At 72.4% G+C, this 16,472-nt stretch carries 13 protein-coding genes; 4 read left to right on the forward strand and 9 right to left on the reverse strand.

Going from position 1 to position 16,472, the window contains the following annotated elements; all coding sequences use genetic code 11:
- Window positions 1-76: 76 nt before the first annotated feature.
- Window positions 77-649 (reverse strand): cob(I)yrinic acid a,c-diamide adenosyltransferase, encoded by a 573-nt coding sequence (locus ACFWJX_RS06225; protein WP_383237610.1) that lies wholly within the window; start codon window positions 647-649, stop codon window positions 77-79.
- Window positions 650-1,096: 447 nt separating this feature from the next.
- Here ACFWJX_RS06225 and ACFWJX_RS06230 point away from each other — a divergent pair, with 447 nt between their 5' ends.
- Both ACFWJX_RS06230 and ACFWJX_RS06235 read left to right on the forward strand, forming a co-directional pair.
- A complete protein-coding gene (locus ACFWJX_RS06230) occupies window positions 1,097-1,420 on the forward strand; it encodes an STAS domain-containing protein (RefSeq protein ID WP_383237613.1) in 324 nt (107 codons plus the stop codon).
- Between the two features lie 244 nt (window positions 1,421-1,664).
- Window positions 1,665-4,169, forward strand: coding sequence for an ATP-binding protein (locus tag ACFWJX_RS06235; RefSeq protein ID WP_383237616.1), 2,505 nt, complete (start codon window positions 1,665-1,667; stop codon window positions 4,167-4,169).
- A gap of 62 nt (window positions 4,170-4,231) precedes the next feature.
- Here ACFWJX_RS06235 and nucS read toward each other — a convergent pair whose 3' ends face one another.
- The gene (nucS, locus tag ACFWJX_RS06240) at window positions 4,232-4,903 is read right to left on the reverse strand and encodes an endonuclease NucS (protein ID WP_383237619.1); all 672 of its coding nucleotides are present in this window, start codon (window positions 4,901-4,903) and stop codon (window positions 4,232-4,234) included.
- A 308-nt stretch (window positions 4,904-5,211) separates the two neighbouring features.
- On the opposite strand from nucS, the gene ACFWJX_RS06245 reads away from it, so the two are divergent.
- A complete protein-coding gene (locus ACFWJX_RS06245) occupies window positions 5,212-5,604 on the forward strand; it encodes an SCO5389 family protein (RefSeq protein ID WP_086773029.1) in 393 nt (130 codons plus the stop codon).
- 75 nt (window positions 5,605-5,679) lie between these two features.
- Here the strand turns inward: ACFWJX_RS06245 and ACFWJX_RS06250 are convergent, their stop codons facing one another.
- Window positions 5,680-6,708 carry an LLM class flavin-dependent oxidoreductase gene (locus ACFWJX_RS06250; protein ID WP_383237622.1) on the reverse strand — a complete coding sequence of 343 codons (1,029 nt, stop codon included), beginning with the start codon at window positions 6,706-6,708 and terminating at the stop codon, window positions 5,680-5,682.
- A gap of 222 nt (window positions 6,709-6,930) precedes the next feature.
- Here ACFWJX_RS06250 and ACFWJX_RS06255 point away from each other — a divergent pair, with 222 nt between their 5' ends.
- Window positions 6,931-7,263, forward strand: coding sequence for an ATP/GTP-binding protein (locus ACFWJX_RS06255; protein WP_383237624.1), 333 nt, complete (start codon window positions 6,931-6,933; stop codon window positions 7,261-7,263).
- Between the two features lie 5 nt (window positions 7,264-7,268).
- Here ACFWJX_RS06255 and ACFWJX_RS06260 read toward each other — a convergent pair whose 3' ends face one another.
- The 6 genes from ACFWJX_RS06260 to scy all read right to left on the reverse strand — a co-directional run bounded on the left by ACFWJX_RS06260 (window position 7,269) and on the right by scy (window position 16,374).
- Window positions 7,269-8,138 carry an ABC transporter permease gene (locus ACFWJX_RS06260; RefSeq protein WP_383237627.1) on the reverse strand — a complete coding sequence of 290 codons (870 nt, stop codon included), beginning with the start codon at window positions 8,136-8,138 and terminating at the stop codon, window positions 7,269-7,271.
- Window positions 8,135-9,400, reverse strand: coding sequence for an ATP-binding cassette domain-containing protein (locus tag ACFWJX_RS06265; RefSeq protein WP_383237629.1), 1,266 nt, complete (start codon window positions 9,398-9,400; stop codon window positions 8,135-8,137). The genes ACFWJX_RS06260 and ACFWJX_RS06265 overlap by 4 nt, the downstream gene beginning before the upstream one ends.
- Window positions 9,401-9,510: 110 nt before the next feature.
- On the reverse strand, window positions 9,511-10,281 hold the full coding sequence (locus ACFWJX_RS06270; RefSeq protein ID WP_383237631.1) for an ABC transporter permease: 771 nt from the start codon (window positions 10,279-10,281) through the stop codon (window positions 9,511-9,513).
- 1 nt (window position 10,282) lies between these two features.
- Window positions 10,283-11,236 carry an ABC transporter ATP-binding protein gene (locus ACFWJX_RS06275; protein WP_383237634.1) on the reverse strand — a complete coding sequence of 318 codons (954 nt, stop codon included), beginning with the start codon at window positions 11,234-11,236 and terminating at the stop codon, window positions 10,283-10,285.
- A gap of 137 nt (window positions 11,237-11,373) precedes the next feature.
- The gene (locus ACFWJX_RS06280) at window positions 11,374-12,309 is read right to left on the reverse strand and encodes a cellulose-binding protein (protein WP_383237637.1); all 936 of its coding nucleotides are present in this window, start codon (window positions 12,307-12,309) and stop codon (window positions 11,374-11,376) included.
- 183 nt (window positions 12,310-12,492) lie between these two features.
- The gene (scy, locus tag ACFWJX_RS06285; RefSeq protein ID WP_383237639.1) at window positions 12,493-16,374 is read right to left on the reverse strand and encodes a polarized growth protein Scy; all 3,882 of its coding nucleotides are present in this window, start codon (window positions 16,372-16,374) and stop codon (window positions 12,493-12,495) included.
- Between the last annotated feature and the right edge of the window lie 98 nt (window positions 16,375-16,472).

The raw sequence follows: 16,472 nt of genomic DNA on the forward strand, positions 1-16,472 counted from the left end.
TTGTTGGCCGTGCGGGCCAGGGTGCTGCATGTTCCGGGGGAGGGTGACCCCGGGCCCCCGGCCGGGGTGGGTCTCCTCAGCGTTCTCCGCCGGGGACCCACAGGACGTCGCCGAGTTCCTTGTTGGCCGTGCGGGCCAGGATGAAGAGCAGGTCCGACAGGCGGTTGAGGTAGGTCGCGGTGAGGGGGTTCATCACCTCGCCGTGCACCTCCAACGCGGCCCAGGTCGAACGTTCGGCGCGGCGGACCACCGTGCACGCCTGGTGCAGCAGGGCCGCGCCGGGCGTGCCGCCGGGCAGGATGAAGGACCGCAGCTTCTCCAACTCCGCGTTGAAGCGGTCGCAGTCGGCCTCCAGCTTGTCGACGTAGAACTGCTCGACCCGCAGCGGCGGGTACTCCGGGTTCTCCACCACCGGCGTCGACAGGTCAGCGCCCACGTCGAACAGGTCGTTCTGCACGCGGGTGAGGACCTTGACGATGCTCTCGTCGAGCCCGCCCAGCGCGATCGCCGTACCGATGACCGCGTTCGCTTCGTTCGCGTCCGCGTACGCCGCGATGCGCAGGTCGGTCTTGCCGACCCGGCTCATGTCGCCGAGGGCGGTGGTGCCCTGGTCGCCGGTCCTGGTGTAGATGCGCGTCAGATTGACCATGCCGCCAATCTAGACCGTCCCCGGCGCCGTGCACCGTGCCGTCCGTCACGGGTGCCGGGTGCGGCCCCCGAGGGGGTCAATCGGCGCGAATCCGGCAGGATTTGACGACGTGACCGGCGTCTCACGCCCTGAGACGTGAAACGCGTTACTAACCGGTCACACAGCGCCTCACGCCCGCTAGTGTCCCGCCGAGAGCCATATGGAGGGGAGTTCGCTCCACCGGTGCGGAATGCGCCGGATGGTTGACGCCGGTGACATCGGACGCCAGAGCGGGCAGGGCTTCTGAAAGCGCTGAAACCGCACAGGCCCCATGGGCCTCACCCCTGCGGGTGAATTCGGTATCGGTTCGCTCACAGACGGCAACCTCTGACCGCTTCACGCAGTCAGACGATGCAACACCGGACATTCACCACCGCGGAGCACGAGACGCACGCTTAGGGGAGCGCTATGCACATCAGGGGCGACCACGTCGAGCTGGTCGTCGGGGGCCGCCTCGACGTCCGCAGCGCGGCGGACGCCCGTACGGTCCTGCACACGGCGGTCGACGACGGCGTCGGAGACCTGGTGCTCGACCTGTCCGAACTCGACTCCTGGGACGCCACCGGACTCGGCGTCATCATGGGCGCCCACCGCCGGGCGGGCCGCTGCGGCCGCCGCCTGGTCCTGCGGGGCGTACCACCCCAGATGCAGCGCCTGCTGGTGGCCACCCGACTGCACCGGATCCTCGCGATCGAGGGCGGCATCGGAGTGGATTCCCTGCCGCGCGTGTGAGTCACGTCCGCCACAGAGGTGCGAGGTGCGCAAACCTCGCATCCGCGACGCGCGCAATCCTCACCGGACCGTGACGTCTCGGACGGCGCGGCACCCCGGGCTGTCGTAGATACTGTGCGAAGGTTTACGGTTCGTCTGCCCGCGCCCGCAGCCCTCGAGCGGGCACCGGACCAGAAGCGACAGCAAAGTGTGCAGCGAGGCCGGGAGGGGCTGTCTCCACACCACGCTCTTGGGGGCTTGACCTATGGACCCGACGCACCGGGAACCCGAGGAGTACGGCCGCGAGGCCGACGGCCACGCGCCGCGCCCGCGTCCCTCCAGGGACCCCCTCACGCCCGACTTCGGACAGCACACGCCGGCCCTCGCCCGCACTGTGCGAGTCGTCGCCGGCGAGCATCTCCTCACCGTCAACCCGGTCGACGGCAGCGAGATCGAACTCTCCCCGCCCACCGAGCGGCCCGGACACCCCGCCAAGCGCACCCCCGAGGACCGCGCCGAGGCCGACCACGCGGCCCAGCCTCCCGCTCCGGCCGGACCCGCCCAGCCGGAGCATCCCCTCCTCGGCCGTCAGGAGGAGCGCGAGCACCTCGTCCGGCTGCTCGCCCGCGGCCGTTCCGTCCGCCTCACAGGGCCCGCCGGTTCCGGCCGCACCAGCCTGCTCGACCTCGTCGCCGAGGACTGCGAGGACCTCGCGCCCGACGGCGTGATCCGCCTCACCGGTCACCGCCGTACCGCCGCCGACCTCCTCCACGACCTCTTCCACATCGTCTACGACGCCCCGCTGCACCGCCCCGACGACGAGGAACTGCTCGCCCTCGTCCGCGAGGTCGGCGCGGTCGTCGTGGTCGACGACCTGGAGTTCGGCGGCGCCGACCTCGACCGGCTGCTGGACGCCACCCCCGAGTGCGCCTTCCTGCTCGGCGCGACCCCCGACGTCCCGGCGCCCACCGCCGAGTCGGCCGTCGCGGAGGTCGCCCTGAGCGGCCTCGACCGCGCTGGCGGCGTCGAGGTGATCGAACGGGCCGTCGGCCGCGTCCTCACCGAGGAGGAGGCCAACTGGGCAGGCGACCTGTGGTTCGAGTCCGAGGGCCTGCCGCTGCGGTTCGTCCAGGCCGGCGCCCTGCTGCGGCAGCGCGACCACCTGCGCGCCGAGACCGCGGCCGTCGACGAGTTCGGCGTCTTCGAGGACGCCCGGCCGTTCACCGCGCCCACCCCCGCCGGCCCCCCTGCCGGAGAGGCCGAGGAGATACCCCTGCCGTCCCTGGGCGAGGCCGCCGCGCCCGCCCCGCTGCTCGCCGCCCGCCTCAGCGCCTCCGCCCGTGCCGCCCTGCGCTTCGCCGTCGCCCTCGACGGCGAGGTCCCGCACCAGGCCCATCTGCCCGCCCTGGTCGGCGACACCCACGCCGACGCCGCCCTCGGTGAACTGGCCGCCTGCGGGCTCGTCTCCCCGGTCGGCGGCCGCTACCGCCTCGCCGCCGGCGTCCAGGCCCAGCTGGAGGCCGCCGGATACGCCGACGACGCCGCCACCCGCGCCCTTACGGCCGCCCGGCACTACGCCTGGTGGGCCGGACACCCCTCCGTCACCCCCGCGCGGGTGTGCGCGGAGGCCGACGCCGTGCTCGCCGCCCTCGCCGTGACCGTCCCGGAGACCGAGCGGCCCGCCGAGGGCGAGCAGGCCACCTCGGTCGAGCTGGCCCGCACCGCGGCGCCCGCCTTCGCCGCCGGACTCCACTGGAGCGCCTGGGAACAGGCCCTGCACGAGGGTGCCGAGGCGGCCCGCCTCGCCGGGGAGTCCGCCGACCGGGCCTACTTCCACCACGAACTGGGCGTCCTCGCCCTCTGTACCGGACAGCTCGACCGGGCCCGCTCCGAGCTGGAGGCCTCCATCGGCCTGCGCGGCTCCCTCGCCGACAAGCGGGGCACCACGGCCGGCCGGCGTGCCCTCGCCCTGGTCGCCGACCGCTCGGGCGACGTACCCGGTCTGGCCTTCGCGGCGACGGCCGCCGAGGAGGCGCCCGACACCCGCCACGCGGAACCGGCGTCCACGCCCCGCGGCATCACCGCGGCGCTCCCGTCGGCGCCGCCCACCGGCCCCACCCTCGTCACCGGCCGGCCCGCCGCCACGCCCCCGGCCCACCGCGGCCGGGGCGGCCTGCGCGGCCTGGCCAAGCGCAACCTCGTCGCGGCCGGCGCGGGCGCCCTGCTCGTCGCCGTCCTCGGCACCGTCGTGACCCTCGGCGCCACCTCCGGCGCCGACCCGAACGCCCCCTCCGACACCGTGGGAGTCAACCCCACCGCCGACACGGGCGTCGGCGACGACGGCCTCGGCGGCGAGACCCCCGGCGGCGACACCGACGCAGGGAAGACGGGGGACGCCACCACCAGACCCACGGATCCGGGGCCGGACGGGACGATGGGGACGTCGGACGATCCCACGCCGACCGGGACGGCGGAGCCGTCGCCGGACACGAGCAGTTCGCACGGGACGGGAAGCGGCGGCACGTCTCCCTCGCCGACCAGGTCCCCGTCCGCCAGTCAGAGCCCCCGACCGTCCACGACGCCGTCCGAGACGACCTCCGAGTCGCCGAGCGAGACAGCCTCACCGTCCGCGAGCGAGAGCACCTCGGAACCGACCGACCCCCCGAGCGGGAGCACCTCCAGCTCGGCGAGCAACTCGATCTCCTCCACTCCCGCGGGCTCGGCCTCCCCGAGCGGTTCCGGATACTCGGACTCGGACCCGCTCATCTGACCCCACGACAACCCGAAGGGGCGGGTCCCGCAAAGGACCCGCCCCGTCGTCGTACCCCCGCCTCAGAACAGCCGCAGCTTGTCGTCCTCGATGCCGCGCATGGCGTTGTAGTCGAGGACCTGGCAGCCGATGCCGCGGTCGGTGGCCAGGACGCGGGCCTGCGGCTTGATCTCCTGGGCGGCGAAGACACCCCGCACCGGCGCCAGATGGGGATCGCGGTTCAACAGCTCCAGGTAGCGCGTGAGTTGCTCGACACCGTCGATCTCGCCGCGCCGCTTGATCTCGACCGCGACGGTCTGGCCCTCGGCGTCGCGGCAGAGGATGTCGACCGGTCCGATGGCCGTCATGTACTCGCGGCGGATCAGCGTGTAGCCGTCGCCGAGGATCTCGATGCGGTCGGCGAGGAGTTCCTGGAGGTGTGCTTCCACGCCGTCCTTGATCAGACCGGGGTCGACGCCGAGTTCGTGCGAGGAGTCGTGGAGGATCTCCTCCATCGTGATGATCAGCTTCTCGCCCGCTTTGTTGACGACGGTCCAGACGCCTTCCTCGGCGTCCGTGCCCTCCTTCAGCGTGCAGGGCGGCGACATCCAGTTGAGGGGCTTGTAGGCCCGGTCGTCCGCGTGGATCGAGACGCTGCCGTCCGCCTTCACCAGGATCAGACGGGGGGCGGAGGGGAGGTGGGCGGTGAGCCGGCCCGCGTAGTCCACGGAGCACCGGGCGATGACGAGACGCATGGTCGGCAACGCTACTCGACGCCTCGGGCACCACGCGATTCGCCCACCTGTCTCCCCTCACCACCGTTCACGGTGGCCCCGGAAGCCGCACCATTTCACCTGGAAAACACGCGTTCGAAAGTGGCCGATACTGTGCCCCACCGTCGCTCCCTATGTGCCCATTCTCCTGGTGCCGTCACGGTCCGTTGCCTACCGTAGAGAACGGGAGGTCGCGGTGCGTGTACTCAGCGTGCTCGGGGTCTGTGCACGGCGAACTCCCCAGCCCTGTCCGGCAACCCCTGCGCCTCGGGGGTGCGAGAGGAGTACCCATGTCGCTCGACGTCTCACCGGCCCTACTCGAACAGGCCGAGCGAGGCGAGGTCGACGAAGCAGAATTCGTCGACTGCGTCCGGACCTCCCTGCCCTACGCATGGGAGATGATCAGTTCCCTGGTGGCCCAGCTGAAGGTGGACGGCGGCAAGTTCGCCGACAACCAGACGCCCCCGCCGGACGAGCAGGCCCGCGGGCAATTGCTGCGAGCACTGGCGAGTGACGCGATACGCGGCGCCCTCCAGCGGCACTTCGGTGTACGGCTGGCCTTCCAGAACTGCCACCGGGTGGCGGTGTTCCCGTTGGACACATCGGTCGACGAGTCGCTGTCCCGCTTCACGTCGGTCCGCAGCCAGGTGCTCAACCAGTCCCCGGAGTTCCGGGACTGCTGAGGCTCTCGCTTGCCGCTCCTGACGTGGGAAGTGCGGTCAGTGCGGGAGCGGCAGGCTTCTCGGCGGTGGGGCCGCTCACCGGAGGTGGGGGAGGACCTCCGAGCCCAGCCGCCGCACGTTCTCCTCCGTGGCCGCCAGGTCGCCGGAGCCCTCGACGAGCAGGGCGAAGCGCGAGATGCCGGTCCGCTCGCTGGTCGCCGCGAGGCGGTCGGCGCACAACCGCGGGTTGCCCACCGGGTGCAGCCCGCAGAGGAGTTCGGTGTACGCCACCGGGTCCCGCATGCCGCGGGCCCGGCCGTCCACCGTCACATGGGCGTCGAGGCCCTGCTTCAGCCAGCCGGGCATCGCCTTCACCAGCGTCTCCACGGCGTCGGTGCGGCGGTCCGCGATCTGGCAGACGCCCGCCGAGACATGGCCGGCGCCCCGGATCTCCTCCGGAGACCGCCCGGCCGCGCGCGCCTGCTGCCGCCACCGGGCGACCATCTCGGCCTTCTCCTCGTCCCCGATGTGCATGCCGAGCAGCATCGGCAGGCCCCGCTCTGCGGCCAGCCGCACACTCGACGGGGACGTGCACGCGACGACCACCTCCGGGCCCGCCGTGTCCGTCAGGGCCTCCGCGGGCCGCGGTACGACGGGAACCTCGCGGAAGCGGAAACGCTCGCCGTCCGCCCCCACGGACGGTTCGCGCAGCCAGCGCACCAGCAGATCGAGTGATTCCGGGAACCCCGACTCGTACGCCTCCACACCCGAGCCGAACACCTCCAGGTCGACCCAGGGGCCGCCGCGCCCCACGCCGAGCGAGAAGCGGCCGCCGCTCGTCAGATGCAGCAGCGCGGCCTGCTCGCCGAGGGCGACGGGGTGCACGGTGGGCAGCACGCTCACCGCCGTACCCACCCGGATGCGCCGGGTGCGGCCCAGCAGCAGGGCTGCCAGGGTGACCGCGGACGGGCAGGTGCCGTACGGCACGAAGTGGTGCTCGGCCAGCCAGACCGAGTCCAGCCCCGACTCCTCGGCGACCTCCGCGGAGCGGACGGCGCGGTGCAGCGCCTCTCCCTGGCCCTGCCCCGGGAACTGGGCCGCCAACACGAAACTTCCAACACGCATGGGACTTTCCTGCTTCCTTGGCTCCGACACGGAGCTCCCCCACCCGGCATAACCGCCCGACACGTGCCGAGGTCACGGCTCGTCGGGGAGATTTGCGGATTGTCTGGAGAATGGGCCGTCCGTGAGGCGCGCTTACGGGCATCGGTCCGCCACGGGTACCCCCGTCGGCTCCGCGTAGGCTGGTCGGCAACCCTGCACCCTGTATAGCCCGTGAGGTGTCCCTTGTCCCCGCGTCGCAACCGACCCAAGGGTGACGACTCGTCCGGCCGGAGCGCCGAGGACGACCGCGCGAGACGTTACGGCGGCTGGCAGTCCAGCGTCAGCTGGGCCGGCGAGGACTGGAGCGTACGGCACGTGGCGGGGGCGAGCGCCGAGGGGAAGACGTACCGCTGTCCCGGTTGCGACCAGCTGATCCCCGGCGGAATGCCGCACGTCGTCGCCTGGCCCGAGCACTCGGGCGTCGACGACCGCCGGCACTGGCACAAGGCGTGCTGGAACGCACGGGACCGCCGCACCCCGGGGGTGCGGCGGTCCCGTAACGCGCCGAGGTTCTAGGCGGGTCAGACGTCCCGCTTCTCCAGCAGGGCGAAGGCGCCGCCGAGGGCCGCGGCCGTGACGCCGAGGGCGATCCACAGCGGGTCCCAGCCGGCCGGGCCGCTCTCCGTCAGCGAGGTGGAGTAGAAGACGCTCATCTGGTTCGGGATCGAGTACTCGAACAGCGCCTCGCGCAGGTCCTCCAGCGAGGACGAGAACATGAACAGCGCGATCACCAGCGGCGCCAGGACGAGGCCGATCATGATGGTGATGGCGCCCGCCGAGTGCCGGATGATCGAGCCCATCGCCAGCGAGAGCAGGCCGAGCAGCGCGATGTAGAGGGACACGCCGACGGTGCCCTTCAGCCATTCGCCGGTGGAGGGGTCCCTGGCCTCCGTCAGCAGGGCCACGTCCACCAGCGCGACGAAGAGGCACGACACCAGCGTCACCACGAAGGCGACCAGGAAGAACACGACGGCCTTCGCACCCAGCACGCGGCCGCGCGACGGGCAGGCCACCATCGTGGTCCGGATCATGCCGGTGCCGTACTCCGAGGCGGTCGTCATCACACCGAGCGTGATGATGCAGATGCTGCCCAGGAGCAGCCCGAAGAAGCCGAACGACAGCGGGTTCTCGCCGTCCAGGCCGCCCTCCGTCGGGTTCGCGGCGACGACCGCCGCGGTCAGCAGCCCGATGCCGATGACGAGCAGGACGAACACGCCCAGCGTCCACATCGTGGAACGCACCGACCGGATCTTCGTCCACTCCGAGGCGACGGCATGCCCGAGATGCGTCCGCACGACGGGGATCGGCGAGGTGTAGCCGGGGTACGAGGGGCCGGGCGCCGCCTGCCAGGCGGGCGCGGCCTGCGGGGCCGGGGTCTGGGGCGTGCTCATCGGGCGTCCTCGGTCTTGGTCGGGGCGGATGCCTGCGGCGCGCCGGCGGGCCGCTCCGACGCCTGCGGAGCGGCGGCCGGGGCCGCGGGGGGCTGTGCGGGAGCGGCGGGCGGGGCCGCGGGGGGCTGTGCGGGAGCGGCGGGCGCCGCCGGTGCGCCCGGCTGGGCGTACGGGTTGGGCGCGGCGCCGTAGGGTCCCGGAGTGGCGCCCGGCACCGGCTGCGGGGGCGCGTAGCCCTGCTGCGGGGCCGGCGGGGCGTACCAGCCGGGCTGGCCCTGGCCGGGCACCGGCATCGGCGGCTGCGCGCCCGGCGGCAGCGGCTGCTGGAGCCCGGCCTTCTGGTCGGTGGTCGACCGGTAGTCGACGGCCCCCTGCGTCATCCGCATGTAGGCCTCCTCCAGCGAGGCCTGGTGCGGCGACAGCTCCCACAGCCGTACGTCCGCCTCGTGGGCGATGTCGCTGATGCGGGGGAGCGGCAGGCCGGTGACGCGCAGGGCACCGTCCTGCTCGGGCAGGACGTGGCCGCCCGCCTCGGTGAGCGCGCCGGCGAGCTTCTCGCGCAGCTGCGGCTCGGTGTGCGGGGTGCGCACGCGCGCGAAGTCGGCGGAGTTCGCCGAGATGAAGTCGGTCACGCTCATGTCGGCGAGGAGCTGTCCGCGCCCGATGACGATCAGGTGGTCCGCGGTCACCGCCATCTCGCTCATGAGGTGCGAGGAGACGAACACGGTCCGTCCCTCCGCCGCGAGGGACTTCATGAGGTTGCGCACCCACAGGATGCCCTCTGGGTCGAGGCCGTTGACCGGCTCGTCGAACAGCAGCACCTGCGGGTCGCCGAGGAGGGCGGCGGCGATGCCGAGCCGCTGGCCCATGCCGAGGGAGAAGCCCTTGGACCGCTTCTTCGCCACGTCCTGGAGACCGACGACGCCGAGCACCTCGTCCACCCGGCGGCCCGGGATGCCCGAGAGCTGGGCGAGGCTCAGCAGGTGGTTGCGGGCGTGCCGGCCGCCGTGCACGGCCTTGGCGTCCAGCAGGGCGCCGACCTGGCGGGGGGCGTTCGGCAGCTTCCGGTACGGATAGCCGCCGATCGTCACCGAGCCCGCGGTCGGGTTGTCCAGGCCGAGGATCATGCGCATCGTCGTCGACTTGCCCGAGCCGTTGGGCCCGAGGAAGCCGGTGACGGCACCGGGCCGCACCTGGAAGGAAAGGTTGTACACAGCGGTCTTGTCGCCGTAGCGCTTGGTCAGGCCGACTGCCTCGATCATGCTCCGCACCCATCGAAAGGTTCAGGACAGCAGGGCACACGCCCCCGTAAGGCTTAGGAGGATATCGAGGCGCTGACGGTTCCGCTCAAATCAAAGTAAAACCCAGAGCTTCACGCATCGCGTTTTTTCAGCAGCACGTATCCGCCCGCGAGCGCCGCCACCACCCAGGCCGCCATGATCGCGAGCCCGCCCCAGGGGCCGTACGGGGTGTCGTCGTCGAGCGGGGTGACCACCTGCATGATCCTGCTGCCCGCCTGGTCGGGCAGGTACTGGCCGAACTTCTTCGTCGCGTCGACGTTGCCCAGGATCTGCGAGATCAGGAAGAAGAACGGCATCAGGATGCCCAGCGACAGCATCGGTGAGCGCAGCATCACGGCCACGCCCATCGAGAACACCGCGATCAGCGTCATGTAGAGACCGCCGCCGATCACCGCACGCAGCACCCCGCTGTCGCCGATCGACGCCTTGTGCTCGCCGAGCATGGCCTGCCCGAGGAAGAACGCGACGAAGCTGGTCGCCATCCCGACGAGGAGCGCGAGCCCGGCCGCCACCGCGATCTTGCTGAACAGGAAGGTGCCGCGCTGCGGAACCGCCGCCAGCGAGGTGCGGATCATGCCGGTGCTGTACTCGTTGGCCACCACGAGCACCCCGAACACGATCATCGCGAGCTGGCCCAGACTCATCCCGGCGAAGCTGATGAACGTCGGGTCGAAGGAGAGCTGGTCGCCCCGGCTCATGTCGTCGAACTCGCTCTTCGACAGCGCCGAGATCAGCATGCCGAGGGCGATGGTGACCACCACGGCGAGGGACAGCGTCCAGACGGTGGACGCCACGGAACGGATCTTCGTCCACTCCGAACGGATGACCTGGGTCGCCGCCATCTCAGTCCTTCCTCCATCCGTCGCCCCACGGCTGCTGCTCCAGGGGGGCGTCGCTGTGCGCGTGGTACTCCACCGACTCCGCGGTCAGCTGCATGAACGCCTCCTCCAGGGAGGCCCGCTGGGGGCTCAGCTCGTGCAGCACGATCTGGTGCTGCGCGGCCAGCTCACCGATCCGCTCCGACTTGCTCCCGTCCACCTCCAGCACCTCGCCGCCGGCCTCCACGACGGTGATCCCGGCGTCGTGCAGCACATCGAGCAGCCGCTCCCGCTGCGGAGTGCGGATGCGGACGTACGCCCGTGAGTTCTGGGCGATGAAATCGGCCATCGAGGTGTCGGCGAGCAGCCGGCCCTGGCCGATGACGACGAGGTGGTCGGCGGTCAGCGCCATCTCGCTCATGAGGTGCGACGACACGAACACCGTCCGGCCCTGCGCGGCCAGCGACTTCATCAGGTTGCGGATCCAGTGGATGCCCTCGGGGTCGAGGCCGTTGACCGGCTCGTCGAACATCAGGATCCGCGGATCACCCAGAAGGGCGCCCGCGATGCCCAGCCGCTGCCCCATGCCCAGCGAGAAGCCCTTGGCCTTCTTCCTCGCCACCGATGTCAGGCCGACGGTCTCCAGCACCTCGCGCACCCGGCTCGTGGGGATGCCGTTGCTCTGCGCCAGGCACAGCAGGTGGTTGAAGGCGCTGCGCCCGCCGTGCATGGCCTTGGCGTCCAGCAGGGCGCCGATGTACTTCAGCGGGTCCTTGAGCCGGTCGTAGTGCTGTCCGTCGATCCGGACGTCCCCGGCGGTCGGCCGGTCCAGGCCCAGCATCATCCGCATGGTGGTGGACTTCCCGGCGCCGTTCGGACCGAGAAAGCCCGTGACGATGCCGGGTCTGACCGTGAAGGTCAGATTGTTGACCGCCACTTTCTCGCCGTACCGCTTGGTCAGGCCTTCGAGCTCGATCATGCGGCCACGCTAGGGCCGGTGAGCGGCCGGTGCCAACCCCGGCGGGCGAACGGCGGCCGAAGCCCACGTGCCAGGAGCGCCCGACCGAAAGGGGCGGCGGGACCGAAGTCCCACCGCCCCTCACCTCGCTCGGGTGACTACCGGGTCTGCTGCGCCGGCACACCGCGGGAGATCGGCTCGTCCTCGGTCGGGGAGCCCGCCGCTGCGACCGCGGCGCCCGTGAGGGTGGCGAGCATCTCGCGCACGTTCGTCAGCTGGGCGTTGATCGAGTCGCGGCGGTTGGTGAGAGCCGCCAGCTCGCGCTCCGATTCCGAACGGATGCGGTCCGCCTTGGCGTTGGCGTCGGCCACGATGTCCTCGGCCTGGCGCTGCGCCGTCTCGACGGTCTGACGGGCCCGGCGCTCGGCGTCCGTGCGCAGCTTCTCCGCCTCCAGACGCAGCTGCTCCGCGCGGTGCTCGATCTCCGCGAGGCGCTTCTCCGCCTTCTGCTGACGGGACGCCAGGTCGCGCTCGGACTGCTCGCGGCGCTTGGCGAGGTTCGTCTCGAAGTCGGCGGCCGCCTGCGCGGCCTTGGCGCGGGTCTCCTCGAAGAGGGCGTCGGCCTCCTCGCGCTTCTGCTGCGCGTCCTTCTGGGCCTCGGAACGCAGCTGAGAGGCGTCGCTCTTGGCCTTCTCGATGACCCGGACGCCCTCGTCCTCGGCCTTGGCCTTGCGCTCCGCGGCGAACGACTCCGCGTCGTTGCGGACCTGCTGGGCCGCCGACTCGGCCAGCTCGCGGTGCTGCTCGGCCGCGCGACGGGCCTCCTCGCGCAGGTCCTTGGCCTCCTCCTCGGCGAGGCGGAGGATCTTCTCGACACGCGCGCCGAGACCGGCGTACGACGGCTCGGCGTCGCTTACCTGGGCCTGGGCGTTCTGTGTCTCGAGGTGAAGCTCCTCGATGCGCTTTTCCAGAGCAGTGATACGGGCCAGAGCGCTGTCACGGTCGGAGACGAGCTTCGAGATGCGTTCGTCCACCTGAGCGCGGTCGTACCCACGCCGCACAAGCTCGAAGCCGTAGGGGGAAGTGTCGCTCATGGGGTTCCTGTCGAATGAGACCGGTGAGGTGATAGGGGGAATCCTAGGGGCCGAAGCGGTGTGTCATCGAGCGGATGCGCGTTTGATACGGAGAATGAGACCCCTTTTGGGTGGCTAAGCGTCAGATGGCTTGCCAAAGACTTGGGCAAAGGCCCCAGACTTCAACGGAACGCCCCCGTCGCGCTAGTGGTCCGAGGACTTGCCACCCGATCGTGGAGCGCCCACCGTCGCACCCGCCTTCACTCCGCCGTCCTTGTTGCCCGGCGGGGCCTCGAAGGACTCCAGTGCCTCCAGCACGTCCTGGACGCGCGAGATCTCGGCGTTGATGTCCTCGCGGCGCCGCACCAGGACCTCCAGCTCGCGCTTGCCCTCCTCGACCGTGCGCCGGGCCTCGCGGATCGCCTCGGCCTTGAGCTCCTCGGCCTCGCGAATCAGCGTGGCCTTCTTCTGCTCGGCCTCCTTGAGGAGACCCTCGGCCTTCTTCACAGCGGCGATCCGGACCTTGCCGGCCTCCGAGTTGGCCTCCGACACCAACTCCTTGGCCTTCGCCTGAGCCTTGCCCAACTGCTCCTCGGCCGCCTTGATGAGCGCGTCGCAGCGGTCGCCGGTCGACCTCATCGTCTCGGCGGCCTCGCGGCGGGCCCGGTCGTGCAGCTCCTCGATCTCGGAGGTGATGCGGTCGCGCAGCTCCTCCGCCCGCTCCCTTATGGCGGTCGCGTCCCGACGGGCACCGACGAGCAGCTCGTCCGCGTCCGCACGGGCCTTCTCCACCCGCGAGTTGCCCTCGACCGTCGCCTCGGAGACGAGCCGGTCCGCCTCGGAACGGGCCGCGCCGACCATCGTGTCGGCCTGCGCCTCCGCCTCCGCGGTGGTCTTCAGCGCCTGCTGCTGCGCCTCGGTGAGCAGCTTGTCCGCCTCGGCGGCGGTCTCCGTGATGAGCGTGTCGACCTGCTCGGCGGCCTCGGAACGCCGCTTGTTGGCCTCCTTGCGGGCCTCGTCCAGCGTCGAGTCGGCCTCGTCGCGGGCCACGCTCAGCATGCGGTCGGCGTCCGCCGCCGCCTCCCTCTTGACCCGCTCGGCCTCGGCCCGCACCCGCTCGGCGTGCTGCCGCGCGGAACCCACCGTCTCGGCGGCCTCGGCGCGCAGCCGCTCCGCGTCGCCGGAGGCGTCCCCGATGAGCTTCTCGGCCTTCGCCACCGACTCGGCGCGCAGCCGCTCGGCCTCCGCGATCGTCTCCGCCTGGAGCCGCTCGGCCTCGGCGATGGTCTCCGTCTGGAGCCGCTCCGCCTCCGAACGCGCCTCCGTGATGAGGGTGTCCGCCTGGGTCGCCGCGTCCGACCGGATGCGGTTGGCGTCGTCCCGGGCGTCCGCCCGGGTGCGCGACGCGTCCTGCTCGGCCTGTGCGATGGTGTCCGAGGCCTCCGTGCGCACCCGCTGGGCGTGCGCGGACGCCTCCGAACGCAGCCGCTCCGCCTCGGCGATCGCGTCGCCGACGGTCCGCTCGGCCAGCGCGCGGGCGGCCTCCGTCTCCACGCTCGCCTCGCGTCGCAGCCGGCTCGCGTCCTCCGAGGCCCGCTCCCGCTCGGAGTAGGCGTCGGCGCGGACCCGGTCCGCCTCCTCCTCGGCCTCCCGGCGGGTACGGTCCGCCACGTGCTCGGCGGCGGAACGCAGCCCGGCGATCTCCTCCTGCGCCTGCTCGTGCAGCCCGGCCACGGAGTCCCGCACCTGCTGCGCGTGCTGCTCGGCCGCCGACACCATCTCGGTGGCCCGCCGGTCGGCCTCCTCCACCAGCCGTACGGCCTCGGCCTGGGCGTCCTCCACGCGCTTGCGCGCCGACGCCAGCAGCTCCTCGCTCTGCTCGCGGGCCCGCTCACGCTCCTGGTCGGCCTCCTGGCGGGCCGCGCCGAGGTAGTCCTCGGCCTCGTGGCGGCGCCGGGTGGCCTCCTCCTGGGCGGCGGCCAGCGTCTCGGACGCCTCGGCGGACAGCCGCTCGGCGGCGGCCTGCGCCTCCGCGCGCACCCGGTCCGCGGTGTCCTGCGCCTCGGTCCGCAGCCGCTCCGCCTCGGCGGCGGCCTCCGACCGCAGCCGTACGGCGACGGACTCGCCCTCGGCCCGGGAGGCGGACGCGTCGGCGGCGGCCTCGTCGCGCAGCCGCTCGGCCTCGGTCTCGGCCTGCTGCTGGAGCGTACGGATCCGCTCGGCGGCCTCGGCGCGCAGCCGCTCGGTCTCCTCGGCGGCCTCGCGGCGGATCCGCGCGGCCTCCTCGCGGGCGTCGGTGAGCGCCTCCTCGGCGGCGGCGAGCCGGGTCTCCGCCTCGGTGTGCAGCCGGGTCAGCTCCTCGGCGGCCTCCGCCTGCCGGGCCTCGACGGCGCGCTCGGCCTCCTCGCGCAGGGCGAGGGCGGCCCGCTCGGCGTCCGCCGTGATGATCTCGGCGGACTCGACGGCCTCGGCGCGGTGGCGCTCGGCCTCCTTGCGGGTGCGCTCCAGCGTCTCCTCGGCCTGCCGGCGCAGCGAGGTGGCCCGCTCGATGGCCTCCGTGCGGACCTTCTCGCTGTCCGCGGTGGCCTTCTGGCGCAGCTCGTCGGCGTCCTGACGGGCCTTCGCCAGCAGTTCCTCGGCGGTCTTGGCCGCCTCCTCGATCTGCTGGACGGCCTCCTTGCGGGCCTCCGCGCGGATCTTCTCGCCCTCGGCGACCGCGTCGGCGCGCAGCTGCTCGGCCTCGCCGCGCAGCCGGCGGGCCTCCTCCTGGAGTTCGACCGTCTTGGCCCGGTACTCCTTGGTGTCGTCCTTCGCGGCGCCCTTGAGCTGCTCGGCGATGTCGTGCGCCTCGGCGCGCAGCCGGTCGGCCTCGGTCTCCGCCTCCCGGCGGATCCGCTCGGCCTCCTCGGCGGCGGCCTTCGTGGTGCGCTGCGCGTCCTCCTGCGCCTTGTTGAGGACGTCCTCGGCGGTCTTGGCCGCCTTCGACAGCTGGGTGGCGCTCTCCTCGGCGGTGAGCGTGCGGGCCTTCTCGGCGGCCTCGGCGAGGACCTTCTCGGCCTCGGCACGGGCGTCAGCGACCAGCTGCTCGGCGTCCGCCTTGGTGGCCTCGGCCTCCTTGGTGGCCTCGCTGACCAGCCGGGCGACCTGCTCCTTCGCCGTACGCGTGCGCTGCTCGTTGGCGGACTCGGCGCCGGCGAGGGCCTTCTCGGCGGCGGCCTTGGCCTCCGCGACGACCTTCTCGGCCTCGGACTGCGCCTTGCGCAGCGCCTCCTCGGCCTCGGCCATGCGCTGCTCGGCCGTCCGGCTCAGTTCGGTGGCCTGGCGGCGGGCCGCGTCGGACTCGGTGGCCGTGGAGCTGCGCAGCGCCTCGGCGTGGTCGGTGGCCTCCTGGGCCTGGGTGGAGGCGGCGTTCAGCAGGCGCTCGGCGTCCGTGCGGGCGCGGCGCAGCAGCTGTTCGGCCTCGGCGCGGGCCGACTCGGCGTCGCTCTGGAGGCGCTGCCGGGCCTCCGTGGTGACCCGCTCGGCCTCGGCGCGCGCGGCCGCCAGGGCCTGCTCGGCCTCGGCGCGCGACTCCTCCAGGAGACGACGGGCCTGGGCCTCGGTGCGGGCGCGCAGCTGCTCGGCCCACGCCACGTTCTCGTTGACGTGCGACTCGACGGTCTGCCGGCGCTCCGCCAGCTCCTGGTCGAGCTGCTGGCGGCGGGTGACCGCCTCCTGGTGCAGCTCCGCCTGGAGCCGGGCCGCCTGTTCGGCGTGCTCCTGGAGGATGCGCTGGGTCTGCGAGCGGGCCTGGCTCAGCTCGCGCTCGGCATCGGCGCGCAGCTGGTCGGCCTGCATCTGCGCATTGCGCAGCAACTGTTCGGCCTGGTAGCCGAGGTCCCCGCCGTCGAAGGAGGGCCGGGACATGATGGTGCGCCGCGCCTCGTGCAACTTGGCGCGCAGCACCTCGACCTGGTAGCCGAGGTCCTCGGCGTGCTGAATCGCCTTTTCCCGCTCGGTCTTCAGCCGCTTCATCTCGGCTTCGAACCGCGTGAGGTGGTCGACGTCAGCCGCCGGCTCCCGCTCCTGGCTCTCGTAGCCCCGCACTGCGCGGTCCCATCCGTCCCCTGGTCGCAAGCTTCTCCGTACGAGCTCCGTCCATCCGCCGGACGGGGCCCCCGGGGAATGGTGTCAGATCAACGGCG

This window comes from Streptomyces sp. NPDC058335 (assembly GCF_042723915.1).
GTDB lineage: Bacteria > Actinomycetota > Actinomycetes > Streptomycetales > Streptomycetaceae > Streptomyces.

Bases quoted from the DNA above. Each gene is read 5' to 3' on its own strand.
- ACFWJX_RS06225 (WP_383237610.1), bottom strand. From the start codon at position 649: ATGGTCAATCTGACGCGCATCTACACCAGGACCGGCGACCAGGGCACC.
- ACFWJX_RS06280 (WP_383237637.1), bottom strand. From the start codon at position 12,309: ATGAGCGACACTTCCCCCTACGGCTTCGAGCTTGTGCGGCGTGGGTAC.
- ACFWJX_RS06230 (WP_383237613.1), top strand. From the start codon at position 1,097: ATGCACATCAGGGGCGACCACGTCGAGCTGGTCGTCGGGGGCCGCCTC.
- ACFWJX_RS06260 (WP_383237627.1), bottom strand. From the start codon at position 8,138: ATGAGCACGCCCCAGACCCCGGCCCCGCAGGCCGCGCCCGCCTGGCAG.
- ACFWJX_RS06235 (WP_383237616.1), top strand. From the start codon at position 1,665: ATGGACCCGACGCACCGGGAACCCGAGGAGTACGGCCGCGAGGCCGAC.
- nucS (WP_383237619.1), bottom strand. From the start codon at position 4,903: ATGCGTCTCGTCATCGCCCGGTGCTCCGTGGACTACGCGGGCCGGCTC.
- ACFWJX_RS06275 (WP_383237634.1), bottom strand. From the start codon at position 11,236: ATGATCGAGCTCGAAGGCCTGACCAAGCGGTACGGCGAGAAAGTGGCG.
- ACFWJX_RS06245 (WP_086773029.1), top strand. From the start codon at position 5,212: ATGTCGCTCGACGTCTCACCGGCCCTACTCGAACAGGCCGAGCGAGGC.
- ACFWJX_RS06265 (WP_383237629.1), bottom strand. From the start codon at position 9,400: ATGATCGAGGCAGTCGGCCTGACCAAGCGCTACGGCGACAAGACCGCT.
- ACFWJX_RS06250 (WP_383237622.1), bottom strand. From the start codon at position 6,708: ATGCGTGTTGGAAGTTTCGTGTTGGCGGCCCAGTTCCCGGGGCAGGGC.
- ACFWJX_RS06270 (WP_383237631.1), bottom strand. From the start codon at position 10,281: ATGGCGGCGACCCAGGTCATCCGTTCGGAGTGGACGAAGATCCGTTCC.